At 43.2% G+C, this 26,443-nt stretch carries 29 protein-coding genes and 1 riboswitch; of the genes, 11 read left to right on the forward strand and 18 right to left on the reverse strand.

Features of this window, described 5'->3' with window-relative positions; translation table 11 throughout:
* Positions 1–17: 17 nt before the first annotated feature.
* The 11 genes from A3M5_RS0115665 to A3M5_RS0115720 all read right to left on the reverse strand — a co-directional run bounded on the left by A3M5_RS0115665 (position 18) and on the right by A3M5_RS0115720 (position 12,474).
* A complete protein-coding gene (locus A3M5_RS0115665; protein ID WP_018394728.1) occupies positions 18–347 on the reverse strand; it encodes a CHY zinc finger protein in 330 nt (109 codons plus the stop codon).
* A gap of 131 nt (positions 348–478) precedes the next feature.
* Positions 479–1,903, reverse strand: a complete 1,425-nt coding sequence (locus tag A3M5_RS0115670; RefSeq protein ID WP_018394729.1) for an NAD-dependent succinate-semialdehyde dehydrogenase — start codon at positions 1,901–1,903, stop codon at positions 479–481.
* The gene (locus A3M5_RS0115675) at positions 1,903–3,279 is read right to left on the reverse strand and encodes a membrane protein (RefSeq protein ID WP_018394730.1); all 1,377 of its coding nucleotides are present in this window, start codon (positions 3,277–3,279) and stop codon (positions 1,903–1,905) included. The genes A3M5_RS0115670 and A3M5_RS0115675 overlap by 1 nt, the downstream gene beginning before the upstream one ends.
* Positions 3,263–4,441 (reverse strand): iron-containing alcohol dehydrogenase, encoded by a 1,179-nt coding sequence (locus A3M5_RS0115680; protein ID WP_018394731.1) that lies wholly within the window; start codon positions 4,439–4,441, stop codon positions 3,263–3,265. The genes A3M5_RS0115675 and A3M5_RS0115680 overlap by 17 nt, the downstream gene beginning before the upstream one ends.
* Positions 4,442–4,573: 132 nt before the next feature.
* Positions 4,574–6,148, reverse strand: a complete 1,575-nt coding sequence (locus A3M5_RS0115685) for a sigma 54-interacting transcriptional regulator (RefSeq protein ID WP_018394732.1) — start codon at positions 6,146–6,148, stop codon at positions 4,574–4,576.
* Between the two features lie 174 nt (positions 6,149–6,322).
* Positions 6,323–6,712: a 3-hydroxyacyl-CoA dehydrogenase family protein gene (locus A3M5_RS0115695; protein ID WP_155894729.1), complete on the reverse strand. Its 390-nt coding sequence runs from the start codon at positions 6,710–6,712 to the stop codon at positions 6,323–6,325.
* Positions 6,713–6,737: 25 nt separating this feature from the next.
* Positions 6,738–7,817 (reverse strand): tartrate dehydrogenase, encoded by a 1,080-nt coding sequence (locus A3M5_RS0115700; protein ID WP_026221759.1) that lies wholly within the window; start codon positions 7,815–7,817, stop codon positions 6,738–6,740.
* A gap of 95 nt (positions 7,818–7,912) precedes the next feature.
* Positions 7,913–9,349: an aldehyde dehydrogenase family protein gene (locus A3M5_RS0115705; protein ID WP_018394736.1), complete on the reverse strand. Its 1,437-nt coding sequence runs from the start codon at positions 9,347–9,349 to the stop codon at positions 7,913–7,915.
* 54 nt (positions 9,350–9,403) lie between these two features.
* A complete protein-coding gene (locus tag A3M5_RS0115710) occupies positions 9,404–10,366 on the reverse strand; it encodes a transketolase family protein (RefSeq protein WP_018394737.1) in 963 nt (320 codons plus the stop codon).
* Between the two features lie 3 nt (positions 10,367–10,369).
* Positions 10,370–11,224 (reverse strand): transketolase, encoded by an 855-nt coding sequence (locus tag A3M5_RS0115715; protein WP_018394738.1) that lies wholly within the window; start codon positions 11,222–11,224, stop codon positions 10,370–10,372.
* 248 nt (positions 11,225–11,472) lie between these two features.
* Positions 11,473–12,474, reverse strand: coding sequence for a LacI family DNA-binding transcriptional regulator (locus tag A3M5_RS0115720; RefSeq protein WP_018394739.1), 1,002 nt, complete (start codon positions 12,472–12,474; stop codon positions 11,473–11,475).
* 239 nt (positions 12,475–12,713) lie between these two features.
* Here A3M5_RS0115720 and A3M5_RS0115725 point away from each other — a divergent pair, with 239 nt between their 5' ends.
* The 5 genes from A3M5_RS0115725 to A3M5_RS0115745 all read left to right on the forward strand — a co-directional run bounded on the left by A3M5_RS0115725 (position 12,714) and on the right by A3M5_RS0115745 (position 17,763).
* Positions 12,714–13,748 carry a zinc-dependent alcohol dehydrogenase gene (locus A3M5_RS0115725; protein WP_018394740.1) on the forward strand — a complete coding sequence of 345 codons (1,035 nt, stop codon included), beginning with the start codon at positions 12,714–12,716 and terminating at the stop codon, positions 13,746–13,748.
* A gap of 51 nt (positions 13,749–13,799) precedes the next feature.
* Positions 13,800–14,888 carry an NAD(P)-dependent alcohol dehydrogenase gene (locus tag A3M5_RS0115730; protein WP_018394741.1) on the forward strand — a complete coding sequence of 363 codons (1,089 nt, stop codon included), beginning with the start codon at positions 13,800–13,802 and terminating at the stop codon, positions 14,886–14,888.
* A gap of 19 nt (positions 14,889–14,907) precedes the next feature.
* Positions 14,908–15,924, forward strand: coding sequence for a TRAP transporter substrate-binding protein DctP (dctP, locus tag A3M5_RS0115735; protein WP_018394742.1), 1,017 nt, complete (start codon positions 14,908–14,910; stop codon positions 15,922–15,924).
* Between the two features lie 68 nt (positions 15,925–15,992).
* Complete coding sequence (locus A3M5_RS0115740) at positions 15,993–16,484, forward strand: TRAP transporter small permease (RefSeq protein WP_018394743.1); 492 nt, start codon at positions 15,993–15,995, stop codon at positions 16,482–16,484.
* Positions 16,485–16,488: 4 nt separating this feature from the next.
* Positions 16,489–17,763 (forward strand): TRAP transporter large permease, encoded by a 1,275-nt coding sequence (locus A3M5_RS0115745; protein ID WP_018394744.1) that lies wholly within the window; start codon positions 16,489–16,491, stop codon positions 17,761–17,763.
* 70 nt (positions 17,764–17,833) lie between these two features.
* Here A3M5_RS0115745 and A3M5_RS0115750 read toward each other — a convergent pair whose 3' ends face one another.
* From A3M5_RS0115750 to A3M5_RS0115760, 3 genes are all read right to left on the reverse strand, one after another.
* Positions 17,834–18,322: a VanZ family protein gene (locus tag A3M5_RS0115750; RefSeq protein WP_034298692.1), complete on the reverse strand. Its 489-nt coding sequence runs from the start codon at positions 18,320–18,322 to the stop codon at positions 17,834–17,836.
* A gap of 121 nt (positions 18,323–18,443) precedes the next feature.
* Positions 18,444–19,766: an ABC transporter permease gene (locus tag A3M5_RS0115755; RefSeq protein ID WP_018394746.1), complete on the reverse strand. Its 1,323-nt coding sequence runs from the start codon at positions 19,764–19,766 to the stop codon at positions 18,444–18,446.
* Positions 19,763–20,422, reverse strand: coding sequence for an ABC transporter ATP-binding protein (locus tag A3M5_RS0115760; protein ID WP_018394747.1), 660 nt, complete (start codon positions 20,420–20,422; stop codon positions 19,763–19,765). The genes A3M5_RS0115755 and A3M5_RS0115760 overlap by 4 nt, the downstream gene beginning before the upstream one ends.
* Before the next feature lie 183 nt (positions 20,423–20,605).
* On the opposite strand from A3M5_RS0115760, the gene A3M5_RS0115765 reads away from it, so the two are divergent.
* From A3M5_RS0115765 to A3M5_RS0115780, 4 genes are all read left to right on the forward strand, one after another.
* Positions 20,606–20,914: a winged helix-turn-helix transcriptional regulator gene (locus A3M5_RS0115765; protein ID WP_018394748.1), complete on the forward strand. Its 309-nt coding sequence runs from the start codon at positions 20,606–20,608 to the stop codon at positions 20,912–20,914.
* A 24-nt stretch (positions 20,915–20,938) separates the two neighbouring features.
* Positions 20,939–21,859, forward strand: coding sequence for a DsbA family protein (locus A3M5_RS0115770; RefSeq protein WP_018394749.1), 921 nt, complete (start codon positions 20,939–20,941; stop codon positions 21,857–21,859).
* 14 nt (positions 21,860–21,873) lie between these two features.
* Positions 21,874–22,179: a monooxygenase gene (locus A3M5_RS0115775; RefSeq protein WP_018394750.1), complete on the forward strand. Its 306-nt coding sequence runs from the start codon at positions 21,874–21,876 to the stop codon at positions 22,177–22,179.
* A 130-nt stretch (positions 22,180–22,309) separates the two neighbouring features.
* Entirely contained in the window at positions 22,310–22,582 is a 273-nt protein-coding gene (locus A3M5_RS0115780; protein WP_018394751.1) for a hypothetical protein, read from the forward strand.
* Between the two features lie 126 nt (positions 22,583–22,708).
* Here A3M5_RS0115780 and A3M5_RS26485 read toward each other — a convergent pair whose 3' ends face one another.
* Together A3M5_RS26485 and A3M5_RS25520 are read right to left on the reverse strand one after the other, a co-directional pair.
* The gene (locus A3M5_RS26485) at positions 22,709–22,843 is read right to left on the reverse strand and encodes a hypothetical protein (RefSeq protein ID WP_018394752.1); all 135 of its coding nucleotides are present in this window, start codon (positions 22,841–22,843) and stop codon (positions 22,709–22,711) included.
* A gap of 48 nt (positions 22,844–22,891) precedes the next feature.
* On the reverse strand, positions 22,892–23,035 hold the full coding sequence (locus A3M5_RS25520) for a hypothetical protein (protein ID WP_018394753.1): 144 nt from the start codon (positions 23,033–23,035) through the stop codon (positions 22,892–22,894).
* 159 nt (positions 23,036–23,194) lie between these two features.
* On the opposite strand from A3M5_RS25520, the gene A3M5_RS0115795 reads away from it, so the two are divergent.
* Complete coding sequence (locus tag A3M5_RS0115795; protein ID WP_034286960.1) at positions 23,195–23,914, forward strand: YqcI/YcgG family protein; 720 nt, start codon at positions 23,195–23,197, stop codon at positions 23,912–23,914.
* 96 nt (positions 23,915–24,010) lie between these two features.
* Here A3M5_RS0115795 and A3M5_RS0115800 read toward each other — a convergent pair whose 3' ends face one another.
* Complete coding sequence (locus A3M5_RS0115800; RefSeq protein ID WP_018394755.1) at positions 24,011–24,202, reverse strand: hypothetical protein; 192 nt, start codon at positions 24,200–24,202, stop codon at positions 24,011–24,013.
* A gap of 41 nt (positions 24,203–24,243) precedes the next feature.
* Positions 24,244–24,329: riboswitch (cyclic di-GMP riboswitch) on the reverse strand.
* A 422-nt stretch (positions 24,330–24,751) separates the two neighbouring features.
* Here A3M5_RS0115800 and A3M5_RS0115805 point away from each other — a divergent pair.
* Positions 24,752–25,606, forward strand: coding sequence for a YitT family protein (locus tag A3M5_RS0115805; RefSeq protein WP_018394756.1), 855 nt, complete (start codon positions 24,752–24,754; stop codon positions 25,604–25,606).
* Between the two features lie 179 nt (positions 25,607–25,785).
* On the opposite strand, the gene A3M5_RS0115810 is transcribed toward A3M5_RS0115805, so the two are convergent.
* Entirely contained in the window at positions 25,786–26,418 is a 633-nt protein-coding gene (locus tag A3M5_RS0115810) for an FMN-dependent NADH-azoreductase (protein ID WP_018394757.1), read from the reverse strand.
* Positions 26,419–26,443: the final 25 nt, after the last annotated feature.

Raw genomic sequence — 26,443 nt, forward strand, 5'->3', positions numbered from 1 at the left:
CTCCCTTTCATGACCGCTTACGATTCAAAATAAAAATGCTTATGTAAACGGCAGCCCGGATTAAACGCTACACCACAGCTCGGACAAGTGGACTCACACGCTAAATATTCCCGAACCGTCAGCTCATGACCGCAGCCTCCGCACAACACCGCTTTTTCCTCCCACTTTTCTTTCGGCCACACCTGCACCTCACCACAGCCATCTTCCTCATGACATTGGTGGCACGGATAATACGTCTCGCAGCAATAAAACTTAATCGCAATCCGATCAATTTCCTGATGATAATGCGCACATCTCGTCTCCTCATCGAGTACACTGCCCCGCACCTCATGCCCTTTTATGATCATCGTACATCCTCCTCTTCCTATATATAAAGCGTCAGCTTATATTTAATCTTTATTATACAGTTGAACTAAAAAAAGACTTCAGCAAAAGAGCTGAAGTCAGAAAAGATTCGTGGAACAATCCGTATACCCTGTTAAAGCCCGAGTGAAATATACTTCACTTCCAAATATTCTTCTATTCCCCAATGCCCGCCTTCCCGGCCGAGTCCACTTTCTTTCATTCCGCCAAATGGGGCTTGGGCAACGGATGGAAGTCCATCGTTTAATCCAACGATACCGTATTCAAGTCCTTCTGATATGGTGATCGCTTCCGATATATTTTGCGAAAAGACGTACGCTGCCAGTCCGTATGGTGAGTTGTTGGCGCGCTTAATTACTTCTTCAGCCGTTTTGTATGTTGTTACCGGCGCAAGCGGCCCGAACGTTTCTTCAATCATGCATTCCATGTCGTCTGATACATTCGTTAACACAGCTGGTGTAATGAAGTAACCTTTCTCACTAGACAATGCTTCTCCGCCTGTTTCGAGCTGAGCTCCTTTTGATACGGCGTCTTTCAACTGTTTTTTCACTTTATCGACAGCTGCTTCGTTAATGAGCGGTCCGATTTCAACACCTTCATCCAGCCCGTTGCCAACCGATAACTGACTGACCGCTTCCTTCAGCTTTTCAACAAACTCTGCTTCAACCGACTCGTGCACGTACACGCGATTCGCGCAGACACATGTTTGTCCTGCATTCCGGTATTTAGACCCCATCAATCCTTCGACTGCTTTGTCGAGATCTGCATTTTCCGTGACGATAAACGGTGCATGGCCGCCAAGCTCTAGTGATACTTTTTTCATCGTATCTGCTGCCTGGCGCATCAATAACTTCCCAACATTTGTAGACCCCGTAAACGAAATTTTACGAACGCGGCTGTCAGCCATCCACGTTTCACCAATCGCCGCCGCGTCACCCGTAATCACATTGATAACACCTTTCGGAATGCCTGCTTCTTCCGCAAGCTCCACCAATTTATAAGCCGTAAGAGGCGTTAGTTCTGACGGCTTCACAACGACTGTACATCCCGCTGCCAGCGCAGGGCCCACTTTCCGTGTCATCATCGCTGCTGGAAAATTCCACGGCGTAATGGCCGCAACGACACCAACTGGCTGCTTCGTAACGAAAATCCGTTTATTCGGAGCGGATGCTGGAACCGTTTCTCCGTAAATCCGTTTCCCTTCTTCTGCATACCACGAAATAAAGCTGTTCGCATAACCAACTTCGCCGATCGCTTCTTTCAATGGTTTCCCTTGCTCCGTCGTCATAATGCGCCCAATCTCTTCTTTTTGCTTATCGATTAAACGAAACCAGTTCATTAACAGTGTGCCCCGTTCAGCTGCCGTTTTAGCAACCCATTCAGGAAGTGCAGCGCTTGCTGCATCAACAGCCGCTGCTGCTTCTTTTTTCCCCGCTTTCGGAACAGTCGCAATGACTTCAAGCGTCGCTGGATTGACGACTTCAATTCGTTCTTCCGTATCTACCCATTCGCCGTTCATATACATACGCCATGATTTCACTAGATTTTCTCCTCCACATCTTTTGTAAAAGTCCCATCATTTTCACCAACAAAAAAGTTTTTACCGTAAATCAAGAAACATAAAATAATCCCGATGGCGAATGCCCACGAAGCACCCTTAATTACTAATACTGCCGCAATTATACCCGCAATACCAAGATCCCGCTGGCTTCTTGCTTCTAAAACGCCTACACGAACACTTACATACCCCTGAATCAAAAGCGTCAGAGCAAGCGCGATGCCTAAAATCGGTTCAACCAAACTGACAATTGGCATCAGCAACAAACCTGTATTGGTTCCCCAGCGGAATGAACCGGCTCCGCCGAAAAATGAATTCATGACTTTCTTGCCTTCTTTATACCGCTCTACTACAACTACTTGCATCGCAGCCCACATCGGACCGGCCATTGTCACATCCGGACCAATAATACCCATAATTGCGTTTCTTGCTCCAAAAATTAAATGCGCGCGGTTTGGATTGTTGTCAATTTTTTCGTCACTGCGGACATCCTTTGCATCATCCAAAATAGCTTCTTTTTTCAAAATGTCTCCAAAAAGAACAATATACGTTCCTAATACGGTTGGCAGTCCGCTAATAAACAAAGCGAGCGGCGGCATACCAAGGCCAAACACGGTGTATTCATTCCAGAGTAATGCAAAATCCGGACTTGTAATGCCCCATTCGATCGTTGGCCATGGTGCTTCTCCAGCTAGAGGAGCAATCACAACAGCCAAAATAATGATTGGGAAAATACCCAACTTTGAAATCAGTGTCCAAAATGCATTCCTTTGTTTCAGCACTTGGAAGTGCTTTGAAAAGATTAAATAAAACGCAATCCCGATCGCAATTGAAATAGTCCATGGAAATGTTTCAAACTGGCCGCCCACTTCAAAAATCGACGTAACCGCACCAATTCCAGCGCCCATAATAATCCCGGCTTTAATTGCACTCGGCACAAGACTGACCACTTTTCCGGCAAGACCTGTCACCCCAAGGAAAATCGAAAAAATCCCGAGTGTCAATTGAAAAGCAATGAGGGCATACACTCGCTGCTCTCCTTCTGGAAACTGTGAAACATATAACATGATGAGCGGAACCGCCGGTGTAATCCAGCCTGGAACAACCGGATCGCCCAACAAATGATGCGTTAAATACATAATTCCATTTAACATGACGACAGCGAGGGCCGCTTCAAAGGGCATGCCGAGAAGCTCCATCAGTAATGGAATTGCCGCCAAGTCAACCGCACATAGCAACAGCCCTTGAACGTAATCCGGCCACTCGAAACGGTAATGGATAAAAGGGAGCCGCAGTTTAAACGGCCCTAATGGTACATAAGGCGATTCCTCGCCGTGTGCTCTATTTTTCCATAGCATCGCGTTCGCCTCCTAAATATGCTGCTTGATAAATTGCCAAAATATCTGCTTTATTTAAACGTCTTGGATTATTTTTCAACAGGCGGTCAATTTTACTCGCATCTTCAGCCATGTCCTCTAAATCCGTTTCTTTAATGCCGAGCTCCTGCAAGCCGTCCGGGATGCGTACTGCTTTACAAAGCCTGCTCATGGCGGCAATGGCTTTTTCTGCTGCTTCATTATCTGTCGCCTCATCTACTTTTTCACCAAGCGCCGCGGCCACATCTCTAAAACGCTCTAGGCAGGCGATTTTATTCCACTCCATGACATATGGCAATAGGAGAGCATTGCTTACACCATGCGGAATATGAAACCGGCCGCCAAGCGGATACGCCAATGCATGGACAGCACCAACACCTGCATTGCCAAACGCCATGCCCGCCATAAGGCTTGCTGTCGCCATTTGCTCACGCGCCTGCACATTGTCTGGATTTGCATATGCTTTTGGCAAGTTCACCGCAATCATTTTCATCGCGCCTATTGCTAACGCATCCGTAATCGGTGACGCATGAACGGATATGTATGCTTCAATCGCATGGACAAGTGCATCAATCCCGCTGGCTGCTGTAACACCGGCTGGCATCGTCAATGTCATTTCCGGTGAAACAATTGCCACATCCGGCAATAGGTAATCGCTTACAATTCCTTTTTTCACTTGCTCTTCTTTATCGGACAAGATCGAAATATTTGTCACTTCAGAACCGGTACCTGCCGTCGTTGGAATCACAATGAGCGGACATCCCTTCTGCTTTACGTGGTCAGTACCGACGAGATCGACAAGTGCACCTGTATAATTCGCATATCCTGAAACTGCTTTGGCTGTATCCATCGCGCTCCCACCGCCAATTGCAATCAGCCCATCATGTCCGCCTGTTTGAAACGCTTTCCGGCACTCTTCCACCACATAAAATTCTGGCTCAGGCTTCACTTCTAAAAATACGCCGCACGTAAGCCCTTCCAAAATTTCTTGAATGTTATTAAGCATCCCTGTCTGTTGAATAATATGATCTGTGACAATGAGCGGGTTCGTCATTCCTAACCGTTCCGCTTCCACTTTCAACTGTCCAGTTGCACCTTCACCAGTAATTAATTTATTGGCAATCTTAAACGTAGAAATAGTCATAAAAAATCCTCCTTTTTTCTTCTCCTTATTCTTATTGCAAGTTCCGTGCCAATAAGAAAAGAGCGTAAAAGAAGGATTTATCCCTTTGCTTGATTTAAATACTACTCAAAATCACCTTTTTTGATTAGAATTCTAATCAGAGGAAGACCAGCCTTTCATTTTCGCCACAATAGTAGACTGGCTAACTTGCAAAGCTTCCGCCGCTTTTCTTGTCGTTTTATGTATGCGCATTGCTTTTTCAATTAAATGCCGCTCAACCTGATCCGTCGCTTTTTTCAGCGGAATGATTTGACCATCCAATGAAAATTCCTGAGTAGGCTCCCGCTGGATTTTCGCCGGAAGCTGTTCTACGTCCACCTGCGCCGAAGAAGCTGTCACCACTAAATATTCGATGACGTTTTTCAACTCACGAATATTGCCTGGCCACCTGTATTCACACAACTCATCAAACACGTCCGCTGACAACGTGACAGCTTCTTGATAAGTAGCATTAAACTGCTCCAAATAATACGATAGCAGGCCGGGAATTTCTTTTTTCCGCTCTCGCAGCGGTGGAATACACATCGGGACAACGGTTAGCCGGTAATACAAATCCTCACGAAATGCACCTTTTTTAACGAGCTCTTCCAGTGGCTGATTCGTCGCTGCGATGACCCGGATATCAACCTTTCTCGGCACTGTTGAACCGACTGGCGTAAACGAAAAATCGTCGAGCACTTTCAAAAGCTTCACCTGTAATTCAAGCGGCATATCCCCAATTTCATCCAAAAAAAGGGTCCCTCTATTCGCCATTTCAATCAGTCCCTTTTTCCCTTTCGAAAGTGCTCCCGTAAAGGCCCCGCCTACGTAACCGAACAATTCTGCTTCAATTAAATTCGCCGGAAGCGCCCCACAGTTTACTTCAATAAACGGATTCCCTGTTCGCAGCGAGTGCCTGTGAATGTATGAAGCCGACATCGTTTTCCCAACACCACTCTCACCCGTCAAACAAACCGTTACATTCGTTTTGGCAACCTTTCGCATCAAACGCTTCGCTTTTAGATCCCCTACTATAAATGGAAAGTCTTCTGCCCCGTTCGTCTCCGCTTCACTCTCTGCCTTGTTTTCTTTTAACTCATCATTCTCAAGCTTCAGCTGAATCAACTCAGTAATATCACGCACACTGCTGACGACATACAAAATCGTTTGTTCTTGATCAAACACCGGACTAGCCGACACGATAACTTTCCGTCCATTCGCCAGCTCCTGCATACGTGTCATCGCTTTTTTCTCCTGAATAACCTGAACCGACACCGACTTCGAAATATAGCCCGCTTTCTCCATATCATTCATATGAAGACCAATTATTTTCTCCGATGAAATACCGGTAATCCGCTCATATGCCGTATTCACCTTTACCGTAAACCCGTACCCGTCTGTAATGTACACACCGTCATACAACGAGTTGATCATATCGGAAAACATCTTGCTTACGAGCATCTCACGAAACATGTCCGACTCCTGCTCCTGGAGAAACTCCTGTAAAAACGGCTGCTGAAAAAATGTCCGAAGCGTCATCAACACATGGCCGTTCTGAATCGCCACACGAATCTCCTCAAGCGTAATCATCCCAACCGTTTTGTCTTGGTCCATAATCGCTGCCGACTCCGCATTTCGCTCCGTAATGAAAATCAACGCCTCTTGAATCGTTTGATCTAACGTTAGCACATCCTTCAACCCCTTTTCAAAAATGACCGAGCGCGGCTGATCAACCCCGCCAGCGCTTCAATCAAAGTCCGTTTCTTTTCATGCTATCATGATCGTTTCTTAACGAGAAGAAAAAGAGTTGTTTTAAAAGCTGGATTTCTCCATCTTTCAAAACAACTCTCATTCGTAAAAATTTCATTCAGGTTTATCATGCTCTCTTTTTTCTAGCCACCTGGCTAACTCTAACAATTCAATATTTTTTCTTAACTGAATAGCGGACATATTTTTCTCTTCCCAGTTAAAAAATCCTTGCTTGCTTTTCACGCCTAGAGCACCATTACGCACGTTTTCTTCTAAAAGAGGAGACGGAGTCGTTCTATTTTCTAAGTCTTCATATAAATCTGAAAACACGATATAGTCTAAACCTTCTTTTTCCAAAACAGTTGTCACTCCGTCTACAACATCAGCCTTCAAAAGGCCTTTATCGGTCGCGATAAAAACCTTTTGATCTCCTGTTGCATGAATGTCTTTCGCTAACTCTTTTTGAGCAATATGCATCCCAAATTTAACTTCTGTTGGTAACACCGAAAAAATGTTTGGTTTTGTAAACTCATGATTCGTTCACTTGTTCTTTCAAATAATGAACGACACGTGCGCCAACTTCAGAAGTAGAAGCATTTCCTCCTAAATCAGGTGTTACGTATTCTTTTTCTGTCAATACGTCTTCAATCGCTTTTAACACGCGCGCACCTAAGTCAGGACGGTGGAAGTAGTCGAACATTTGACTTGCGGACCAAATAGAAGCAAGCGGATTAGCAATACCTTCGCCTGCAATGTCTGGTGCAGAGCCATGAATCGGTTCAAACATAGACGGATAGTCTCGTTCCGGGTTAATATTTGCTCCAGCAGCCAGCCCAAGTCCTCCGGCAATCGCTGCACCTAAATCCGTTAAAATGTCTCCGAACAAGTTAGATGTAACGACGACTTCAAATCGTTTCGGATCTTTAATCATTAACATGCTCGCTGCATCGACGAGGTAGGAATATGTTTGTACATCTGGGTACTCTTTGCTTACTTCATCAAAAATTTGATCCCAAAATACCATAGAGTAGTTTAACGCATTCCCTTTACTAATACTCGTCAGCGATTTGTTCATTTTTCTCGCTTCTTCAAACGCATAACGGATCACCCGCTCCGTCCCTTTTCTAGAAAACACACCTGTCTGCAGGACGACTTCCTCAGGTTTTCCTTTAAACAGCCAGTCTCCTGCTCCTGCATATTCACCTTCACTGTTTTCACGAATAAACAGCATATCAATCTCTTCTCTTTTGACGCCTTCAAGCGGACAAGGAGCGCCATTCAATAAGGTAATCGGCCGAATATTAATATATTGATCGAATCCTTTTCTAATTTTCAAAAGGAGATCCCAAAGAGAAATATGATCCGGAACACCTGGGAATCCAACAGCGCCTAAATAAATCGCGTCAAATTCTTTCAGCTTTTCCATCCCATCATCATCCATCATTTTTCCCGTTTCAGCGTAGTATTCACAGCCCCATGGGAAATGAGTAAAGTCAAAAGCGATGTCGCCATCCACCTTGGCTACTTCATTCAAAACGTTGATCCCTTCATCAATCACTTCAGGGCCAATTCCATCTCCAGCGATGACAGCAATTTTATATTCTTTCACCAAACCGCTCACTCCTTCAATTATGATAACGAACTATGCTTCTAAAAAGAGAGAGACGGGCGGGGATTTAAAATGATCCCGCCCGGCTTTCTTTTTTAGTTACGATTAAAAATAACGAGTTTCATTTCGGTCATTTCTTCGACCGCATATTTAATCCCTTCACGGCCAGATCCACTTTCTTTCACACCGCCGTACGGCATATGATCCACGCGGAAAGTAGGGATATCGTTAATTAAAACGCCGCCTACATGCAATGCGTCTGCCACATCAAATGCTGTATGCACGTTTTCTGTGTAAATTCCTGCTTGCAGTCCGAAGCGTGAATCATTAACAAGGTCAATGGCTTCTTCAACCGTCTTCACTTTGTTAATGACAACGATCGGTGCAAAAACTTCCTGGCAAGATACTTTCAAGTTTGAGTCAGCGTCTAAAATGACCGTCGGATGAAGAATATGGCCTTCCGATTCGCCACCTGCCGCAATCGTAGCGCCGCCTTGCTTCGCTTCATGAATCCAGCTGAGCGCGCGCTCTACATCTCCCGGCGTAATTAAAGCAGATACTTCTGTTTCTGGATCGAGCGGGTCGCCAAGCGTCAACTTTTTCGTCGCTTCAACAAACTTCTCAACGAATGAGTCATACACATCTTCATGTGCATACACGCGCTGCAATGAAATACATACTTGTCCTTGGTTTGAGAAAGCACCCATAATGCACCGGTCAATAATCTTATCAATATTGACATCTTTATCGATGATGACAGCGGAATTTGACCCCAGCTCTAACGTTACCCGTTTAAGTCCTGCTTTATTCCGAATGCCAATCCCCACACCTGGGCTTCCTGTAAACGTAACCATATTCACGCGTTCATCTGTCACAATTTTATCGCCGACGACTCTTCCTCCACCTGTAATGACGTTTAACGCACCTGCAGGCAGTCCCGCGTCTTCAAACAACTTTGCGGTAAAGTACGATGTCAATGGCGTTTGACTAGCTGGTTTCAGCACAACTGTATTTCCCGCCGCAATCGCAGGGCCAAGCTTATGCGCAACTAAATTGAGTGGGAAATTAAATGGTGTAATCGCACCGATAACGCCAATAGGCTCATGCGTTGTATAAGCGATTCTGTTTTCTCCTCCTATAGCAGCGTCCATCGGAATCATTTCACCATGAAGTCTTTTCGCTTCTTCTGCCGCGAATTTGTACGTTTGAACCGTTCGGCCTACTTCCGCTTTTGCATACACGAAAGGCTTCGCTGCTTCTTTCGCAAGAATCGTCGCTGCCTCGTCTCCACGTTCCTCAAGTAACACGGCAACTTTTTCCAAAATAGAAGCACGCTGATGAGCCGGCATCTTTGCCATAACCGCTTTAGCTTGGAATGCTGCTTCAATCGCATTGTCAATTTCTTCATCATTCGCAGAAGGGATTTGAGCAATCTCTTTTTCACTATAAGGAGAAGTTAGTTTCGTATAGGTAGATCCTTCCACCCATTCTCCATTTATGAACAACTGTTGTTTATTTGTAGTTTCAGACATCGTGTACACGCTCCTCATCTTTTTATTTGTCATGAATTTGCTTGCATGCAAAACTTACTTTTTCCGACTCAATACTTCTTTCGCCTTTACAACCATGTCAGCAGGTGTAATGTTGTATTTTTTCAGCAGCTCTTCATTCTTGCCTGATTCTGTGTTACGATCTTGCACACCGATCCGAATCATCGGTGTTGGATACTGTTCACCGAGAATTTCAGCGACAGCACTGCCCAGTCCACCAATAATGTTATGCTCTTCCGCAACGACAATCGCTCCCGTTTCACGGGCGGCCCTCACAATGGCCTCCTGATCAAGTGGCTTGATCGACGGCATATGCAAAACAGATGCGTGAATGCCTTCTTCTTCTAACAAACGAGCGGCTTCTACTGAGCGTTCCGTTTGTGTACCCGTGGTGATAATCGTGAGATCGCCACCTTCTTTTACAAACAAGCCTTTTCCTAATTCAAACCTATGTGTTTCTGCGTCAAAGATTTGCTGCTGCTCATCCCGTGCAAGACGAATGTAAACAGGTCCGTCATATTGATGAGCAAACTCCATCATTTGAATTAACTCCACTCCGTCTGCTGGTGCAAGGACAACCATATTCGGGATGCTGCGCATAATGGCCACATCTTCCACACCTTGGTGCGTCTTCCCCGTGCAGCCCGTTAACAGCCCGCTGTAAGCACCGATCATTTTCACATTTAATTTAGGCTGAGCGACTGATACCGTAATTTGATCCAGTGCTCTTTTCGTAATAAAAGAAGCGAATGTGCACACCCACGGTTGAAGACCTACAGAAGCAAGGCCGGCCGCTACGCCCATCATATTTTGTTCAGCAATCCCCATTTGTAGGAACTGAGCTGCATTTCCTTTCGCTACTGTATCCGTTTTCGTTGAATTCGCTAAGTCTCCATCTAACACGACTGCTTTTGTATCTTTTTTCGTAATGTTTAATAACGCTTCTCCAAAGACATCACGCATCGATGCTTTTTCCCCCACTTGCAACAATTGGCTCATTTTTTACACCCCCGCCATCAATTCTTGTGAAGCTATTTTTAATTCTTCCGCAGTCGGAATTTTAGAATGCCAGAGATATTGATTCTCCATAAAACTTACGCCTTTTCCTTTGATCGTTTCGGCAATGATCATTGTTGGCTTGCCTTTTACTTCTTTCGCTTCGTTACAAGCATCAATGATTTGCTGAAAATCATGTCCGTTGGCAGAGATCGTGTGCCAGCCAAATGCTTTAAAGCGCTCAGCAGGTGATATAACAGGACGTTCTCTTTCTCGTCCATCTGTCCCATCCCAGCCAAACTGCTGCAACTGGTTGAAATCCATCATTACAATCAAATTATCCAACTTGTATTTCACTGCAATATCGGCCGCTTCCCACACTTGACCTTCCTGTGACTCGCCATCGCCGATCATACAATACGTATAAAATGCTTTCCCTAGCTGTTTCGCACCAAGCGCCATACCGACAGCTGCTGAAATACCTTGTCCGAGTGATCCAGATGACATATCAAGACCCGGCAGTAAATTCATATCTGGATGCGCTTGCAAACGGGAATTAATTTCGTCAAATGTGCTTAATTCCTCAACCCCGAAATAACCACGCTTTGCAAGAACCGTATATAAAGCAATCGCTGAATGTCCTTTTGAAAGAACGAAACGATCCCGATCTTCCCACTTTGGATCGCTTGGATTAATATTCATGACATCAAAATACAAACTCACTAGCATATCAATAGCCGAAAGGGGGCCGCCAATATGACCAGCTCCAGCATGATGGACGGTTTCTATAACAAGCCTTCTCGCCTCGGCTGCCTTTTGTTTTAATTGCTCTATTTCTGCAAAATCAAGTTGTGCTGACATTGTGTAATCCTCCTTTTTTTACTTATATACATTTTTATTATTAGGTAAAGCGCTTAACCACTAATCAAAAAAATAAACCTTCAACAAAATTGTTTTGGGTAACCGCTTACCTAACACTATAATCAATCTCAAAGAAAAAATAAATACTTTTTTTAATTTTCTAAAGACTTTTTAGTCAACGCTTTTATTTCTTGGGATGAGTTTACTTGCGAAACCTCTCGAGTAAATTCACCCCCTTTTTTTATTGATCATTTGTTCAATTTAGCAGTAGATCCTCGTTTAATTAAAGTCGGACTAAGGACAATTCGCCTTTTGGATTGCTCTTCTTTTTTGATCTCTCCTACCATCAAATCCATTACTTCGCGCCCCATGGCTCTAATCGGCTGAGCCATTGTTGTCAGCTGCGGATCGACAAGCGTCGCGATGATTGTATTATCAAAACCGATAACGGATACATCATCTGGAACGTGAAGGTGTAGGGTCCGAGCAGCCTGGATAGCACCACTCGCCAACAGATCATTGCAAGCGAAGATGGCTGTAGGCGGTTTCTCAGAACGCAAATATTCTTCCGCCACTTTTTTCCCCCACTCGACATTTGATTTTTCCACAAATGTAAACATGGTGTATTCCTCTAAACCATGATCTTCAAGCGCTTTTTTGTACCCTCTCATCCGTTCACGGTTACTCCATACATCCCTTGCAATAATCGCAATCTGTCGATGGCCTAATTGAATTAAATACGACGTTGCTTCATACCCCCCCTGAAAATCATCTAACGACACGGAATTCACATACGTTGAAGGAAAGTCACGTGCGACAATCGTTACCGGAAACTTTTCTTTAACGAGTTTATCCACTTCAGAAGTCTGTTCAAATCCAGAAGCTAAAATAATACCGTCAACACTTTTTCTTTTTAATAACTCGATGTAGTTTTGTTCTTTAGCCGGCTGGTAATCTGTACTGCAAATGAGCAAATTATAGCCGAGTTCATGGCCCCTGTCTTCAATATTTCTCGCCAGTTCACCAAAAAACGGATTGGCCATATCGGGTATAAGTAGTCCAATTGTAAACGTACTTTTTCCTGTTAACGCCGTCGCCATCATACTCGGCTGATAGTTCAACTGTTCGATCACTTTCAACACACGTTTTCTTGTCTCATCACTGATCCTTCCTGAATTATTTAACACTTTTGAAACAGTTGCTATTGAAACATTTGCTTTGCTCGCGACGTCATAAATGGTTGGTTTCATAGTCAGTGCTCTCTTTCTGTCAATAAGTGATGTTTGCTTAATGAAAATAACTATCATTCTTTAGTAGATTTGTCAATTTTAAAAAATAGACGTAAACGCCAGCGTACTCGTCGAAGCGTGAAAAGAAAAAAGTTTTTTTAAAAAACTGTTTGACTTTTCTGCACAATCTTTTTTATAATCGGACTAATCAGTTCAGTAAAGCGCTTTACCAAATTCGATATATGACTTAGGGGGGTACTATGGACGCACTACTCAAAACGAAATACGGAGTTGGAAATGTTGAATTGTTACCTGTGTCTGAGCCTGAATGCCCAGATGATGGTGTGAAAATAGACGTTGCCTACACCGGTATTTGCGGTACCGATTTGCATATATACCACGAGACATTTAAAAGTTATCCGCCTGTTATTATGGGCCATGAGTTTTCCGGTGTTATTGCAGAAGTTGGGAAAAACGTCACAAAAGTAAAAACGGGTGACCGGGTGGCCGTCCTCGGTTCAACAGCTGTCACATGCGGTTCTTGCGAGTATTGTCAAACCGGTTATTATATGTTTTGCAAAGATCGCCGGGGAATGGGGCACGGTGTAAATGGTAGTTTCACAAAATATACGGTCGTTCGAGAAGACATGGTCTACAAAATACCAGATAGCGTGAGTCTTGAAGAAGCAGCCTTGTCAGAACCACTCGCTTGTGCTGTTCAAGCCATCGAAGAACTGACGACGATTCAAGTCGGTGATACGGTTTTACTTTCTGGCCCTGGACCAATTGGATTAATTTGCCTCTCTTTACTAGCGATGAAAGGCTGTAAAATCATTGTCGCCGGAACGTCAGCAGATGCCACTCGCCTTGAACTGGCAAAAGAGCTTGGCGCTGACATCGTTGTCGATGTGATCAATGAAGACTTACAAGCGATCGTCCTAAAAGAGACGAATGGAAAAGGTGTCGATGTAACGGTTGAATGTGCAGGAGCAGGTCCATCTGTTTCAAGTTGTCTTTCCGCATTGAAACAACGCGGGAAACATATTCAAGTCGGTATTGCAGGAAAAGAAATTATGTTAGACTTTGATACTGTTCTTTATAAACAACTTCAAGTATTCGGTTCACTTGCTCACTCGATGACGACGTGGGAGCGGGTTATGAACATTCTTGAACAGAAAAAAATCAACCTTGCACCGATCATTACGCATAAACTTCCTCTTACCGAGTGGGAAGCTGCCTTTGAACTTTGTGAACAAAAACAATGTGGAAAAGTGCTCCTAAGTCACAACGCTTAATTATTTATTCAATTCAAAGTAACCGCTTACCTTAGAGATAGGAGTTGCCTTATGTGTAAAACAGAAGAAACATGTAAACAATTATTCACGATACCGGAAACGATGAAAGTCGCGTATCTCGAAAAGCCGCTGCAAGTAAATGTAGCTAACGCACCCGTCCCACACGTTACAGGCAAAGATGTGCTGGTCCAGGTAATGGCCGTTGGGATTTGCGGTTCGGACGTTCATTACTATGCTCATGGTCGAATCGGAAAACGTGAAGTTCAATATCCCCACATTCAAGGTCATGAATGTGCAGGAATTGTCGTCGCTGTAGGAGATGAAGTAACCCGCTTTAGCCTAGGCGACCGAGTAGCGATCGAACCTGGTGTTGCCTGTATGACTTGCTCTTGGTGCCGGGAAGGCCGCTATAATCTTTGTCCGGACGTACAGTTTTTATCAACACCGCCGGTGAAAGGAGCTTTCGTTCAATATTTAAAACACCGGGAAGATTTTTTATTCGCTATTCCTGATGTGCTTTCTTTTGAAAACGCTACCTTAGCAGAACCACTGTCAGTCGGCATTCATGCCGTGAAGCGCGGCCATTTGAAAACGGGCGATACCGTTGTGATTTCTGGAATGGGGCCGGTCGGATTAATGACCGTTATCGCTGCAAAAGCCTTTGGCGCAAAAGAAATTATTGTGAGCGATATGGAAACGCTTCGGCTTGAAGCCGCACTTAAACTCGGTGCGACAAAAGCCATTGACATTTCCAAGCAGTCTATTTTGGACGAAGTAAAGCAACGGACAGCAGGACTTGGCGCTGATCTCGTCATTGAGACGTCCGGAAACACGAAAGCGCTTCAATCTACTCCTGAATTGACAAAGCGCGGCGGTTCGATCGTTGTAATTGGCTTTCCGCCAACAGATGCCGTACCTCTTAACGTCACGTTAATGCTTCAAAATGAAATTAATTTGTATTCTGTTTATCGCTATACAAATACTTATCCACTGGCGATTGATTTGCTTACATCGATCGGCAGCCAAATACAGCACGTATTAACGGACAGCTATTCGCTTGACGAAATTCAAGCTGCGATGCATCAAGCCCACACAAATCGAAGTGGGAGCTTAAAAGTCATTGTGTATCCACATTCATAACAAACAAGGGGGATTTATCATGAAAAAATTATTGAAAGTAACATCTCTGGCAGCGGCCTTATCATTAGGACTTGCAGGCTGTGGCGCTTCTTCTGATAGTGCAAATGAAAGCGAGAAAGACACTGGTAAACAAATCGTACTGGACTTAAGTATTCCTGAACCAGAAGGCGCAAAATTTGATGTTACAGCAAAAGCTTTTAAAGAAGAATTAGAAAATTTAACAGATGATCAAATGTCTGTCAAAATTCACTACAATAATTCATTAGGCGGCGAGCGTGAAGTATTCGAATTAATGGGGATTAACTCGCTCGACATGGGAATTATCTCTGCCGGTCCTATGGGTAACTGGGTAACTGAATTTAACATGTTTGACTTGCCATTCTTGCTTGACAACCGCGAGCATGCATACGCTGTTTTAGATGGTGAAATCGGCGATGAACTCTCACAAAAGTTTGAAGATGCAGCACAAGTTAAAGTTCTTGGTTGGGTCGAAAACGGTTTCGTTGCTACATCATCCAACAATGCAATTAACTCCGTAAAAGATGTAAAAGGCTTGAAAATACGTGTACAGGAAAATGAAGTACAAATCGATACGTGGAAAGCATTTGGAGCAGACCCGACACCTATGGCGTGGACAGAAGTATTTACTGGCCTTCAACAAGGTGTAATCGATGGGCACTCTAACTCACTAGCAACGATTCAAACATCCAAAATTTATGAAGTTCAAAGTCACGTTGCCTTAATCGAAGACCGTTTTTCTCCAGCACCAATTGCGATTTCAAAAGGCATTTTTGATGGCTTGACACCGGATCAGCAAGAAGCCGTTTTAAAAGCAGCTGAATATGCTGAACCGATCGGCCGCCAAGCGAACCAAGATAAAGTAGCAGAAGCCGCTGAATTCATTCAAAAAGAAGGCGTTGTCATTACAGAGCCGGACAGAGAATCATTTAAAGCAAAAGTAGAACCTGTCTACGAGAAATGGGCACCACAAATTGGAGAAGAAATGATTGATCGAGTACGGAACTTCGAATATTAATTAGAACTGCTAGAAGGGTGATAATGAATCTGTCATTATCCCCCCTTCTTTATTAAGGAGTTGAGAAAATGAAAAACATTATGCATGGCTATATACGAGTAAACGATGTATTTAATAAATTGTGTGGCTATCTAGTTGCGTTAATGATGGCGATCATGACGGCACTTATCTTCTGGCAAGTCATCGCCCGCTATGTTTTCGGTTCATCTCTTGCTTGGTCTGAGGAACTTTCCCGCTTTCTCATGATTTACGTCGTCTTAATCGGTGCTTCTCTCGCTTTGCGAAATGGAAGACTGCTAGCCGTCGAAGTTGTACCGGAATTGCTTAATGAAAAAATAAGAAAATGGATCGTGATCCTCACTCATCTCATTTCAATGATTTTTTATGTCATCTTAATTGTATACGGTTTAGACCTTGCTCAAAAGTTTTCCAATCAAATTGCTCCAGGAACCGGGATTTCAATGTTTATCATTTATCTTTCCCTTCCTATTGGAGGAATACTATTTTTCTTGAACTCCATCACATGTATTTTTGAAGAGTTCATAGGAAGAAAGGAGTGAGAACATGCTTCCTATATTTTTTATTTCCTTATTCGTTCTCCTGTTTTTAAGTGTACCGATTGCTTTTTCACTCGGATTATCTACAGTTGCTGGAATCTGGATGCACGATTCTTTGCCACTAGACGTTGTTCCTCAAAGGATTTTCGTCGCGATCAACTCGTTTCCTTTAATGGCCATTCCATTTTTTATCCTTGCTGGAAACTTAATGGGAGCAGGCGGAATCTCAAAACGTCTCGTAAACTTTGCGAGTTCACTAGTAGGACATTTTACAGGCGGACTTGCCATGGTCGCCATCGTCACATCGATGTTTTTTGCAGCCATTTCTGGATCAGGAGCGGCAACAACAGCGGCCATCGGTTCCATCCTTATTCCCGCTATGCTCGCCAGAGGCTATCATGTAGAATATGCAGCTGCCAACCAGGCCGTTGCAGGTGCTCTTGGTGTTATTATCCCGCCAAGTATTTCCATGATCTTGTATGGGGTAGCAGCAGAAGTGTCCATCGGTGATCTCTTTTTAGCCGGTATCATGCCTGGTTTACTTATTACACTCTCCCTTCTCATCAGTGCGTATATTATCGCCAACCGGCGTGGTTATGTCGGTGAAGAGCGTAAAGCGCCTGCTGAAGTGTGGACAACGTTTAAAGCAGCCATTCTCGCTTTATTAATGCCGATCATCGTTTTAGGTGGTATTTACAGCGGTATCTTCACACCGACGGAAGCATCTGTTGTCGCCGTTGTCTATTCATTCATCATCGGTTTCGTCGTTTACCGTGAAATTACGATGAAACAATTGATCGAAACGCTTCGAAATTCTGCCATTAGCAGCGCTATCATCATGATTGTTATCGGAACGGCTGGTTTATTCGGCTTCTTCATTAGCATCACGGGCGTTCCTGATATGGTTTACGCGTTGATTTCAGATTTTGTTACGAACAAGTATGTCTTCTTAATTATCGTAAACGTTATTTTATTTATCGCCGGCATGTTCCTCGATGGAGGCGCCGCGATTCTCATCTTTGTTCCATTATTGTTAAGTACAGCGGTCACATTAGGTATCGATCCTGTTCACTTCGGTGTCATCATGGTATGTAACCTCGCCATCGGCTTAGTTACACCGCCAGTCGGTATTGATTTGTTCGTCGTTTCCCAACTGACCAAACTATCGATTGTTAAAATCGGGAAGGCCGTTATCCCGCTCATTCTGATTTTAATACTCGATGTACTCATCATCTCGTTCTTCCCGCCTCTTTCAACGTGGATTCCATCTTTGATGAAATAAAGAAAACGAGTGGACGAAAAAAGGTATGTTCCCTCTTCAGCATCATGCTGAAGATGAGAACATACCTTTTTTATTTCTGCTTCATCCTCCACAAAAACAGAGGCACGTACAATGAAAGGGCCGCCGTCGCCCCCATCAAATCGAGCACCACATCTTTTAAAAGCGGTGTCCGCCCCCCTGTTAAAAACTGGTGATACTCATCGAGCGCCGCATACATCCCCGTCCCGATCAGTGAAAACAAGACAACCTGCCACACCTGCTTTGGTCTGGCCAGCATCACGACACTAAACAATGCCACCGCTAAACACCCGAATAAAAACAAGTGCGCAAACTTTCGGATCAAAAACTCCACAAAATAATAATACCCCTTCGTCTCTACCGAAATAATCGAGTCCCAGTACGACACTTGCACATGTGATAAAACACCGGCAAACGGCTCACCCGGCAGCACCCGCCTGAGAAGCGGCACAAGCGACTGCTGATCGTACGTTTGCGAAGAAAAATGAAAAATGACCGCTCCGATCAAAAGCAAAATGCCCACTCTCACTATCCTTTTCAAAAAACCACCTCTAACCGAAACAGCCCGCTAAACATACGGCGGGCTTCGTCTTCGTTTAAAAAGAATAACGCACAAATCCAAAATTGTCCATTCATCCGAATACGGCATTTTAGCGATCTAATCACTCAAACCGTAATGCTTTACTCGGATTCATCCGCGCTGCTTTCAACGCCGGATAAATGCCGAACAATCCACCGATCACAAGCGATGAATACAGTGCCAGTTTCACTGCCCAAATGGGTAGTACGAGCGCGAATATATCCACTTGACTATTCCACAGTTCAATAAACCCGTACCCGAGACCAATCCCGACCGCGCCGCCGATAAAACAAAGCAACAGCGTCTCAAAGAAAAACTGCCCCATCACTTCAAATGTCGTCGCGCCGAGCGCCTTGCGAATCCCGATTTCACGCGTCCGCTCTCGTACCGACATGACCATCACATTCATAATGCCCGTTCCGCTAATAAGAAGTGCCGTCACCGTAATCCCGAAAAGCATCACCTGCAAAATCGACGTCACATTATCGAGCGCACCCAACATTTGATCCTGCTTCACGACACTAAAATCGATTTCCTGATGGTTCGCTTTAATCGTTGAAAAGACGGCGCCATCCACTTCATCAATGACATCGATGCTCGACGCCTCCACGACCATCTTATTCAAATTTTTCATATCTGTCGTTTGAAGCGCCGTCTCAATTGGCATGACAATATTATTATCCGTACTCGACCCGAGCGCCGCATTTGGCGCCAGTACACCAATCACCTTGAATTCATTCTCATTGATTGTCAACGTCTTCCCGACTAACGAAACTTCTTCAGCCGAAACAACGCCTGCCTGCAATGAATTCAACACACGCTTCCACCAAGACTCCGGTTTCGTTTCAGTCGGTTCCGTGACGCCGCCTTCAGCCGGTTCTGTATTCAAACCGAGCAGTGCCTCATGAATATTGCTTCCGAGAACGACAACCTTTGCTTTTTGATCCTGCTCTTCCTTCGTAAAAAAGCGCCCTTCCGACAGATCCGCATGCTGAACGCGGCTATATTGATCCGTACTGCCAACGAGAACGGATTGCACGCTTTTCTCCCCATACTTCGCAACGGTCACCGTTTCAAGCTGCGGTGTCACCGATTTCACATTCGGCACCTGTGCAACCGCTTCTGCATCTTCATATGTTAACGTACTTGGCACACTCGTCAGCCCGCTTAAAAAATCTTTCTGTCCACCGGCTGTATCAAGCACACGGCCCGGCATGACGAGAATTTGCTCCGCACCGAGACTGCCCATCTGCTTTAGCAGCGTATCTTTCACACCAATGGCAATCGACGTGAGTACAATGACCGCAAACATGCCAATCACAACACCCATCATTGCCGACAGCACTCGAAAGCGATTCGACCATAATCCGAAGCACGCAAGTTTAAACGCCGTGATCAACTTCATGCGAGCACCCCATTTTGCAAACGCAAAATACGATCGGCCCGCTTTGCCACATCATGATCGTGCGTAATCATCATAATCGTCGTTCCTTGCTTATGTACACGATCAAACAAATTCAACACACTTTCCGTCGTCTCTTCATCTAAACTTCCTGTCGGTTCATCGGCCAGAATTAAGCCCGGCTCATTCACAAGTGCTCGTGCAATCGCGACACGCTGCTTCTCACCGCCTGATAAGCGGGCCGGCTTTTGATTCTTCTTATCTAGCAAACCTACTTCATCAAGAAGACTGAGCACACGTGATTTCTTTTTCCCGAGCCGCTTCTTGCCATACGTGAGCGGTAGCAGCACATTTTGATAGACAGACAAATTCGGAATAAGTTGAAAATGCTGAAACACGAAGCCAATTTCTTCATTGCGAAGCGCAGCACGACGGCCCTGCCTCATTTTATGTACAGACTTCCCCGCTAATTCATACTCACCTGCATCTAACACATCAAGCGCCCCGAGTAAATTCAGCAGCGTACTTTTCCCAGAACCGGACTTCCCCATAATCGCCACATACTCACCTTTCTCGACAAGCAAATCAATGCCGCGCAAAATCTCATCTTTCCCGCTTCCTGATCGATACACCTTTTTTGCCTCACGCAACTCTATCAAACGAAACCCTCCAATTTGACAAAAAATTCTATTATTATCATAACATATCATGACTAAATCGATTTTCCTGTATGTGTTTTATGGCAAAAGGCCTTTTATTCCTTTCCAATAAATTAATATACTTTTTATACTTGATATATTTTTTATATTATATATACTTTATTTATAAGCGAGGTGTCATCCGTGGAAATTTGTCCATACTTACAATATTCATTCGAAATACTAGGAAAAAAGTGGAATGGGCTCATCATTCATTATTTGTCTCTTTGCCCAAATGGCACAGCCCATTTTTCCGAAATCAAAAGAGACCTGACAGATATTACGCCTAGAGCCCTGTCTTTAAAACTATCTGAGCTCGCCGAATACGGATTAATCGAAAAAAAAGTGACAATTGGTACTCCTGTAACCATTTCATATGAATTAACCGAAAAAGGCCAAACATTAACAGCTGCGCTCAAACCCGTTCAACAATGGGCCCTTCAATACAAATAAAGAGAAAGAAAAGAGGAACTGACTATGACGAAAAATAAGATGATTTGTGATGTTGAAACAGGCATATGTGGCGATGCTAGCGATGTGGCGATGGAAATGATCGATCTAAACAAACCCGAAAAAAAAGTGACTCTTTATTACATAACAGACCCGATTTGCTCCCACTGCTGGGCACTCGAACCCGTTTTACGCCGATTTGAAAAACAATACGGACAGTATTTCAATGTCCAAACCGTGATGGGCGGACTACTCGAAACGTGGGAAGGCTTCGCTGACGTCGCAAACGGCATTTCCGGTCCTGCAGATGTTGCCGCGCACTGGAGAGAAGTCGGGGAACATTCGCGCATGCCGATTGACGGTTCCGTATGGCTTGAAAATCCTGTCCATTCATCGTACCCGCCTTCACGGGTATTCAAAATCGTTCAGCAAAAAAAGCCTCAGCTTGCGAACACCTTTTTACGCCGGGCGAGAGAAGCCGTGTTTGCTTTCAATCGAAACATCGCGGATGAACCGGTCTTAATCGACATCTTGAATCAAATGAATCTCAACGGAGAAACAATCGTCAAAGAAGCGAACAGTGAAGCCGGCGAACAACTATTGCAGCAAGACTTTGCACTCACAAAACAACTCGGTGTCCGTGGATTCCCGACCATCATCCTAGTCAACGAAGAAAACAAAGGCATCAAAATCGTCGGTGCACGGCCGCTTGACTATTACGTACAGGGCCTTAAGCAAGCTCTTTCAGCAGCAGAGCCGCTTCAAACGCAGACATTCCCTGCACTCTCATCTCTTCTTGAAGAAGAAGGCCTATTATTTTCAAAAGAAATCGAAGTCCTGTACGATATCGATCAAACAGATATTCCATCATTTATTCAAAAAGAACTTTCAACGAATTCATACAAGCTTAACGAAATTCTCGGGGAAACGTATATTAAAAAACAATAAAGGGGCAATGACAAATGGCTTACGTACTGCAAGTGGACTTTAAACATGAAGGACCGTTCGGAGACGAAATGGCTGCTGCTTTTTCCGATCTGGCGAAAAGCATTAATGACGAAAAAGGATTCATGTGGAAAATATGGACAGAAAACAAAGAAACGAATGAAGCAGGCGGCATCTACATGTTCGAAACAAAAACAGATGCCGAAAACTACTTAACTATGCATACAAAACGCCTAAACGGCTTCGGCATCACAAACGTACGTGCAAAACTATTTGAAATCAACGAAGCCCTGACCGCCATCACCCACGGACCGCTCCACTAATGATCACAAGGCTATTCCTTTGCTCACCAGTCAAGGAATGGCCTTTTTCTTTACTTTAAAATTCGCGTGTAACGTTAGTGTAACACTCTATATTCTATAATGAGATTTATTTGAAAAAGGAGATGAAGATATGCTGTTTTTTCTTGAATCCATTAATGAACACCCGTCTGTCATCGACTACAGCCGACCTGATTTTGACGTTCATAATGAAACAGATGTTGAAGCAGCTGCCCGTGAGTTCAGCGTAGATCAACAATTTCACTACGTCGGCTTCGAAGACCTTGGCAACGCATACCGTGTTTACTTCCAGAAGAAAAAACGCAAATCACTGTTTCATTTTAAAAACTATACCTACATCTACTTTGCCCTTCCGCGCTCAAACGTCCAATTCTACACCGGTTGAATAAACGAACGGCATATACGACAATGCCGTTCCCCTCTTTTTCATCATTTGAGCACAAAAAAAAACGAGCAGTTGTCCGCTCGTCTTCGTAAAGATTATGTTGTTCGTATCCTCTTGCTTCTTTATCTAAAATCCAATTTTCTTTCTATGTTGATCACGAAATTTCATATAATATCCTTCACCTTCACCATAAGACTTGTAGATTTTAATCCCCATCCATTTTAATGGCGTCCAAACTTCTTTCATATGATAGAGTGGCATTCATCGTACCTCCTAATTAAAAAAGTAACATTTCCCCCCGCTACTCTCTTACAAAAAGTGGCCCATTAATTTGATCCATCCCAAAAATGAAATCCACAATGGAACGCTTAACACTGTTGCCCACGTTAATCCTATAAAGAAATGGCCATCCTCATGATATTCATCCATATTAATGTATTCATCTTCCTTCATAATAGTTCGCCCTTTTCTTTTATCCTCAATATGCCCACACTTATTTTGTTTTATACAGATAATTCGGTTTCAATCCACTTCCGAATGGGTAATGTACTGCATGTAGTTATGATATGATTGGAATGTACTGGAGGCGAGAATGGATTGCTGAAAACAAAGATGGCTTTATTGACGAAAGAAGAGATGAACACTCGTGAAGATTTGCCTGATTGGCTTAAGCAAGAATATGAGACGTTTCATCAAACTGTGACCGATCCGACTTTCCCCTGTTATTTCGGCATGAATGGGGAACGTAAAGGAGAACTGCGCTATGCGTACATTACACAAAAAGACTGGTCTAATTTGCCTCATGCACTGGAGAACTTTCTAGCCCTTTTTCAAAAACCCCCTTTTATCAGGCACGGCCTCTTCGTTTTCGTCGAACCTTTTGAACGCGAAGGATCACTCGAACAATACAGAACGCAATTTTGGGACATCCTCCAATACGTGCATGAACAAGATGACAAAGAGTGGCCAACAGAAAGCCCGAAAAACCCTGAACATTTTTTGTGGGACTTTCATTTTAACGGCGAACCGATCTTCGTCTTCGGCAATGCACCGGCCTATAAACAGCGAAAAACCCGTCATCTCGGCAATTCCATGGTACTCGGATTTCAGCCCCGCAAAATTTTCGAAGGGCTGAAAGGAACAGAAAAAGGCGGCATCATGTCCCGTGAAAAAGTACGGGAACGCGTTGAGAAATGGGATCAACTCCCAAAGCATCCGGACATTAGCCACTTCGGCGATCCAGACCATAACGAGTGGAAACAATTTTTCATCGGCGACGACATCGAACCGATCAAAGGAAAATGCCCCTTTCACCATAAAGAAGAAACGTAAAAGAACGCCGGCGCGCAGCCGGCGTTCTTTGCTTTATTCGGACGATCTCCACTTTTTCAATGACAATAAAAAAAAAGCACTTCCTAGGGAAGCACTTTATAACATGTTCTTAGATTTTTTATAATGATACATTTTTCTCGTTCTTAGGCCCGTTTTGACTTTTTCATTCATACAGCCAGCTTCTAGATAGCGATACTTTACATATTGATCTTTATGCCATTTAACAATCAGTTTTTGAATAAAACTGACTCTTTTTGACTCATTTCCTCTTGCGTTTGCTATAATCACTTTTTACTCCCCCTCTTTACTAAACCGTACGGAGGTCCGTATTCGGCAACTGGCTGACATAGTCTCGAAAACTTTAGCCCCTCTAGTTTTGCGTCATCACTTTTCAATGATTTTGCCCGTTCGTACAATTTGTATTATATCTTCTATAATACGACATAAGTACCGAAAATGAAACAATATTTCTTAATTTCCTAAAAAAAAGGAATGAATATGACCTACATACACCACTCTAATTTACCTATTTTCTGTTATAATAGAAAAATTCTACAATTTATTGAAGGGAGTTTCACAACGGCATGGTCGGTTAGGATGGAATAATTTGCAGAAAAGGAAATGAAGAAACTACTAATGTCTAGTTACAGTAAAGTTGTTTAAAAATCATTAAGTCGTTCAATTTTCGAATGACGAACTAAATATTTTAATTCAATAAATTTGAAAAATGTTTAAAAATTAATTGACGATACTGTATATTTAGCGTTAGTATTTGTCATTAAAAGAAAATATGAAAGTATACCATTTTTTGTTGTATTACATAGAAGGGACATATATATGAACACACAAAAAGAATTACGATCTTATAGTTTAATTGTATTTGGCACTTTTTTTGTCGGACTGTCGTTTAATCTCTTTTTATTACCAGCTCTTTTAGCAGCAGGAGGGGTCTCCGGAATAAGCACGATTCTTTATAGTCTGTATGGATGGACGCCTGCTTTGATTCAATGGAGTATTAATATTCCTATCTTTTTTCTTGGATATTTCCTTTTAGGAAAAGATTTTGGTGTTAAAACGTTTGTGGGAACTACGTCACTTCCTTTATTTGTTTGGATAACCTCTTACTTACCTTTTGCTGTAAAAGATCCTATGCTTTCCTCGATATACGGGGGAATACTCTTGGGTACAGGTCTTGGCTTGGTCTTTCGAGGGAACGGTTCCACCGGCGGTACGACTATTATCGGTCAGCTCATTAAAAAATACACAGGATTATCAAGTGGTTTTGCACAACTAATGATTGATGGCTGTGTTGTGATTTTTGCGATGATTGCCTTTGACTTAGAGCTCGCTCTTTATGCAATGATTTCAATTTTTATCGGAAGTAAAGTCATAGATGTAGTACAACTTCGTTCTTCCTCTTCTAAGCTTGTATTAATTATTACGGAAAATGAGCAACAAGTAACAAATCTGATCCAGAACGAGATCAATAGAGGTTTTACCAGAGTGTGGTCGGAAGGAGGATTTTCGAATCAAAGAAAAGCATTGCTGTTTAGCGTGGTCGAACAATCAGAAGCTGTTTATCTAAAAGAGTTAATACAGAGGCATGACACCGATTCTTTTGTTATCTTTTTAAATGCTTCAGACATTGTAGGAAGGGGATTTTCTTTACCGAAAGATTATCAAAGAGAATAACTGACTCTATCGCCATTTGTTCATCAATTTTTAAACAACTTTATTATCATTTATCACCTAAGCATACCGATCATCATTTTAATTTTAAAACAGATTAATACAAAAATGCAGTAAAATCTAACATTCAGATTTTACTGCATTTCGAATAGACCTGAAAGAGGGCTATTATTTAATAATCATTAAGCCGTTACGGCTGATAAACTTTTTGCTGCAGCTTCCACTTTTGCTAAACCTTCCGCAATAATGGCTTCAGCTTGATCTGACATTGCATTATGACCTTCAATAATGACTTCCTGTACGACTTCCATACCGAATACGCCACCCACAACGTTTTTAATATAAGTAGCAGCCATTTCCATTGGTGCTGCTTCTGGTGTTGAGTAAACGCCGCCACGTGCACTTAGAATAACAGCTTTTTTGTCCGTCATTAATTGTACTAATTGGCCATTTTCGTCATATTTGAATGTGAAACCAGCTTGGTACACATAGTCGATGAACGTCTGTAATTTAGCTGGGATCGTTAAGTTCCATAATGGGAATGCAAATACAACGACGTCTGCTGCTGATAAAGCATCCATTGCTTTTTGTTTCGCAGCTAAAATACGTTGTTCCACATCTGTCATTTGTTCGCCAGATTCTACTTTACCGAAGGCGTTGAATAAATCTTGACCAAAGTAAGGCATATCTTCTGCAAATACATCGTAAGTTGTTACGTTTACACCTTCTACGTTCTCCATAAACGTTTCATACATTTTACTTGATACAGCGTCTGTTGCTGGACGGTTATTTGCTTTTACTACTAATACATTCATTATATTGTAAATCTCCTTTAGTTAT

The sequence above is a fragment of the Bacillus sp. 37MA genome (assembly GCF_000372765.1).
Taxonomy (GTDB): Bacteria; Bacillota; Bacilli; order Bacillales; family Domibacillaceae; genus Domibacillus; species Domibacillus aminovorans.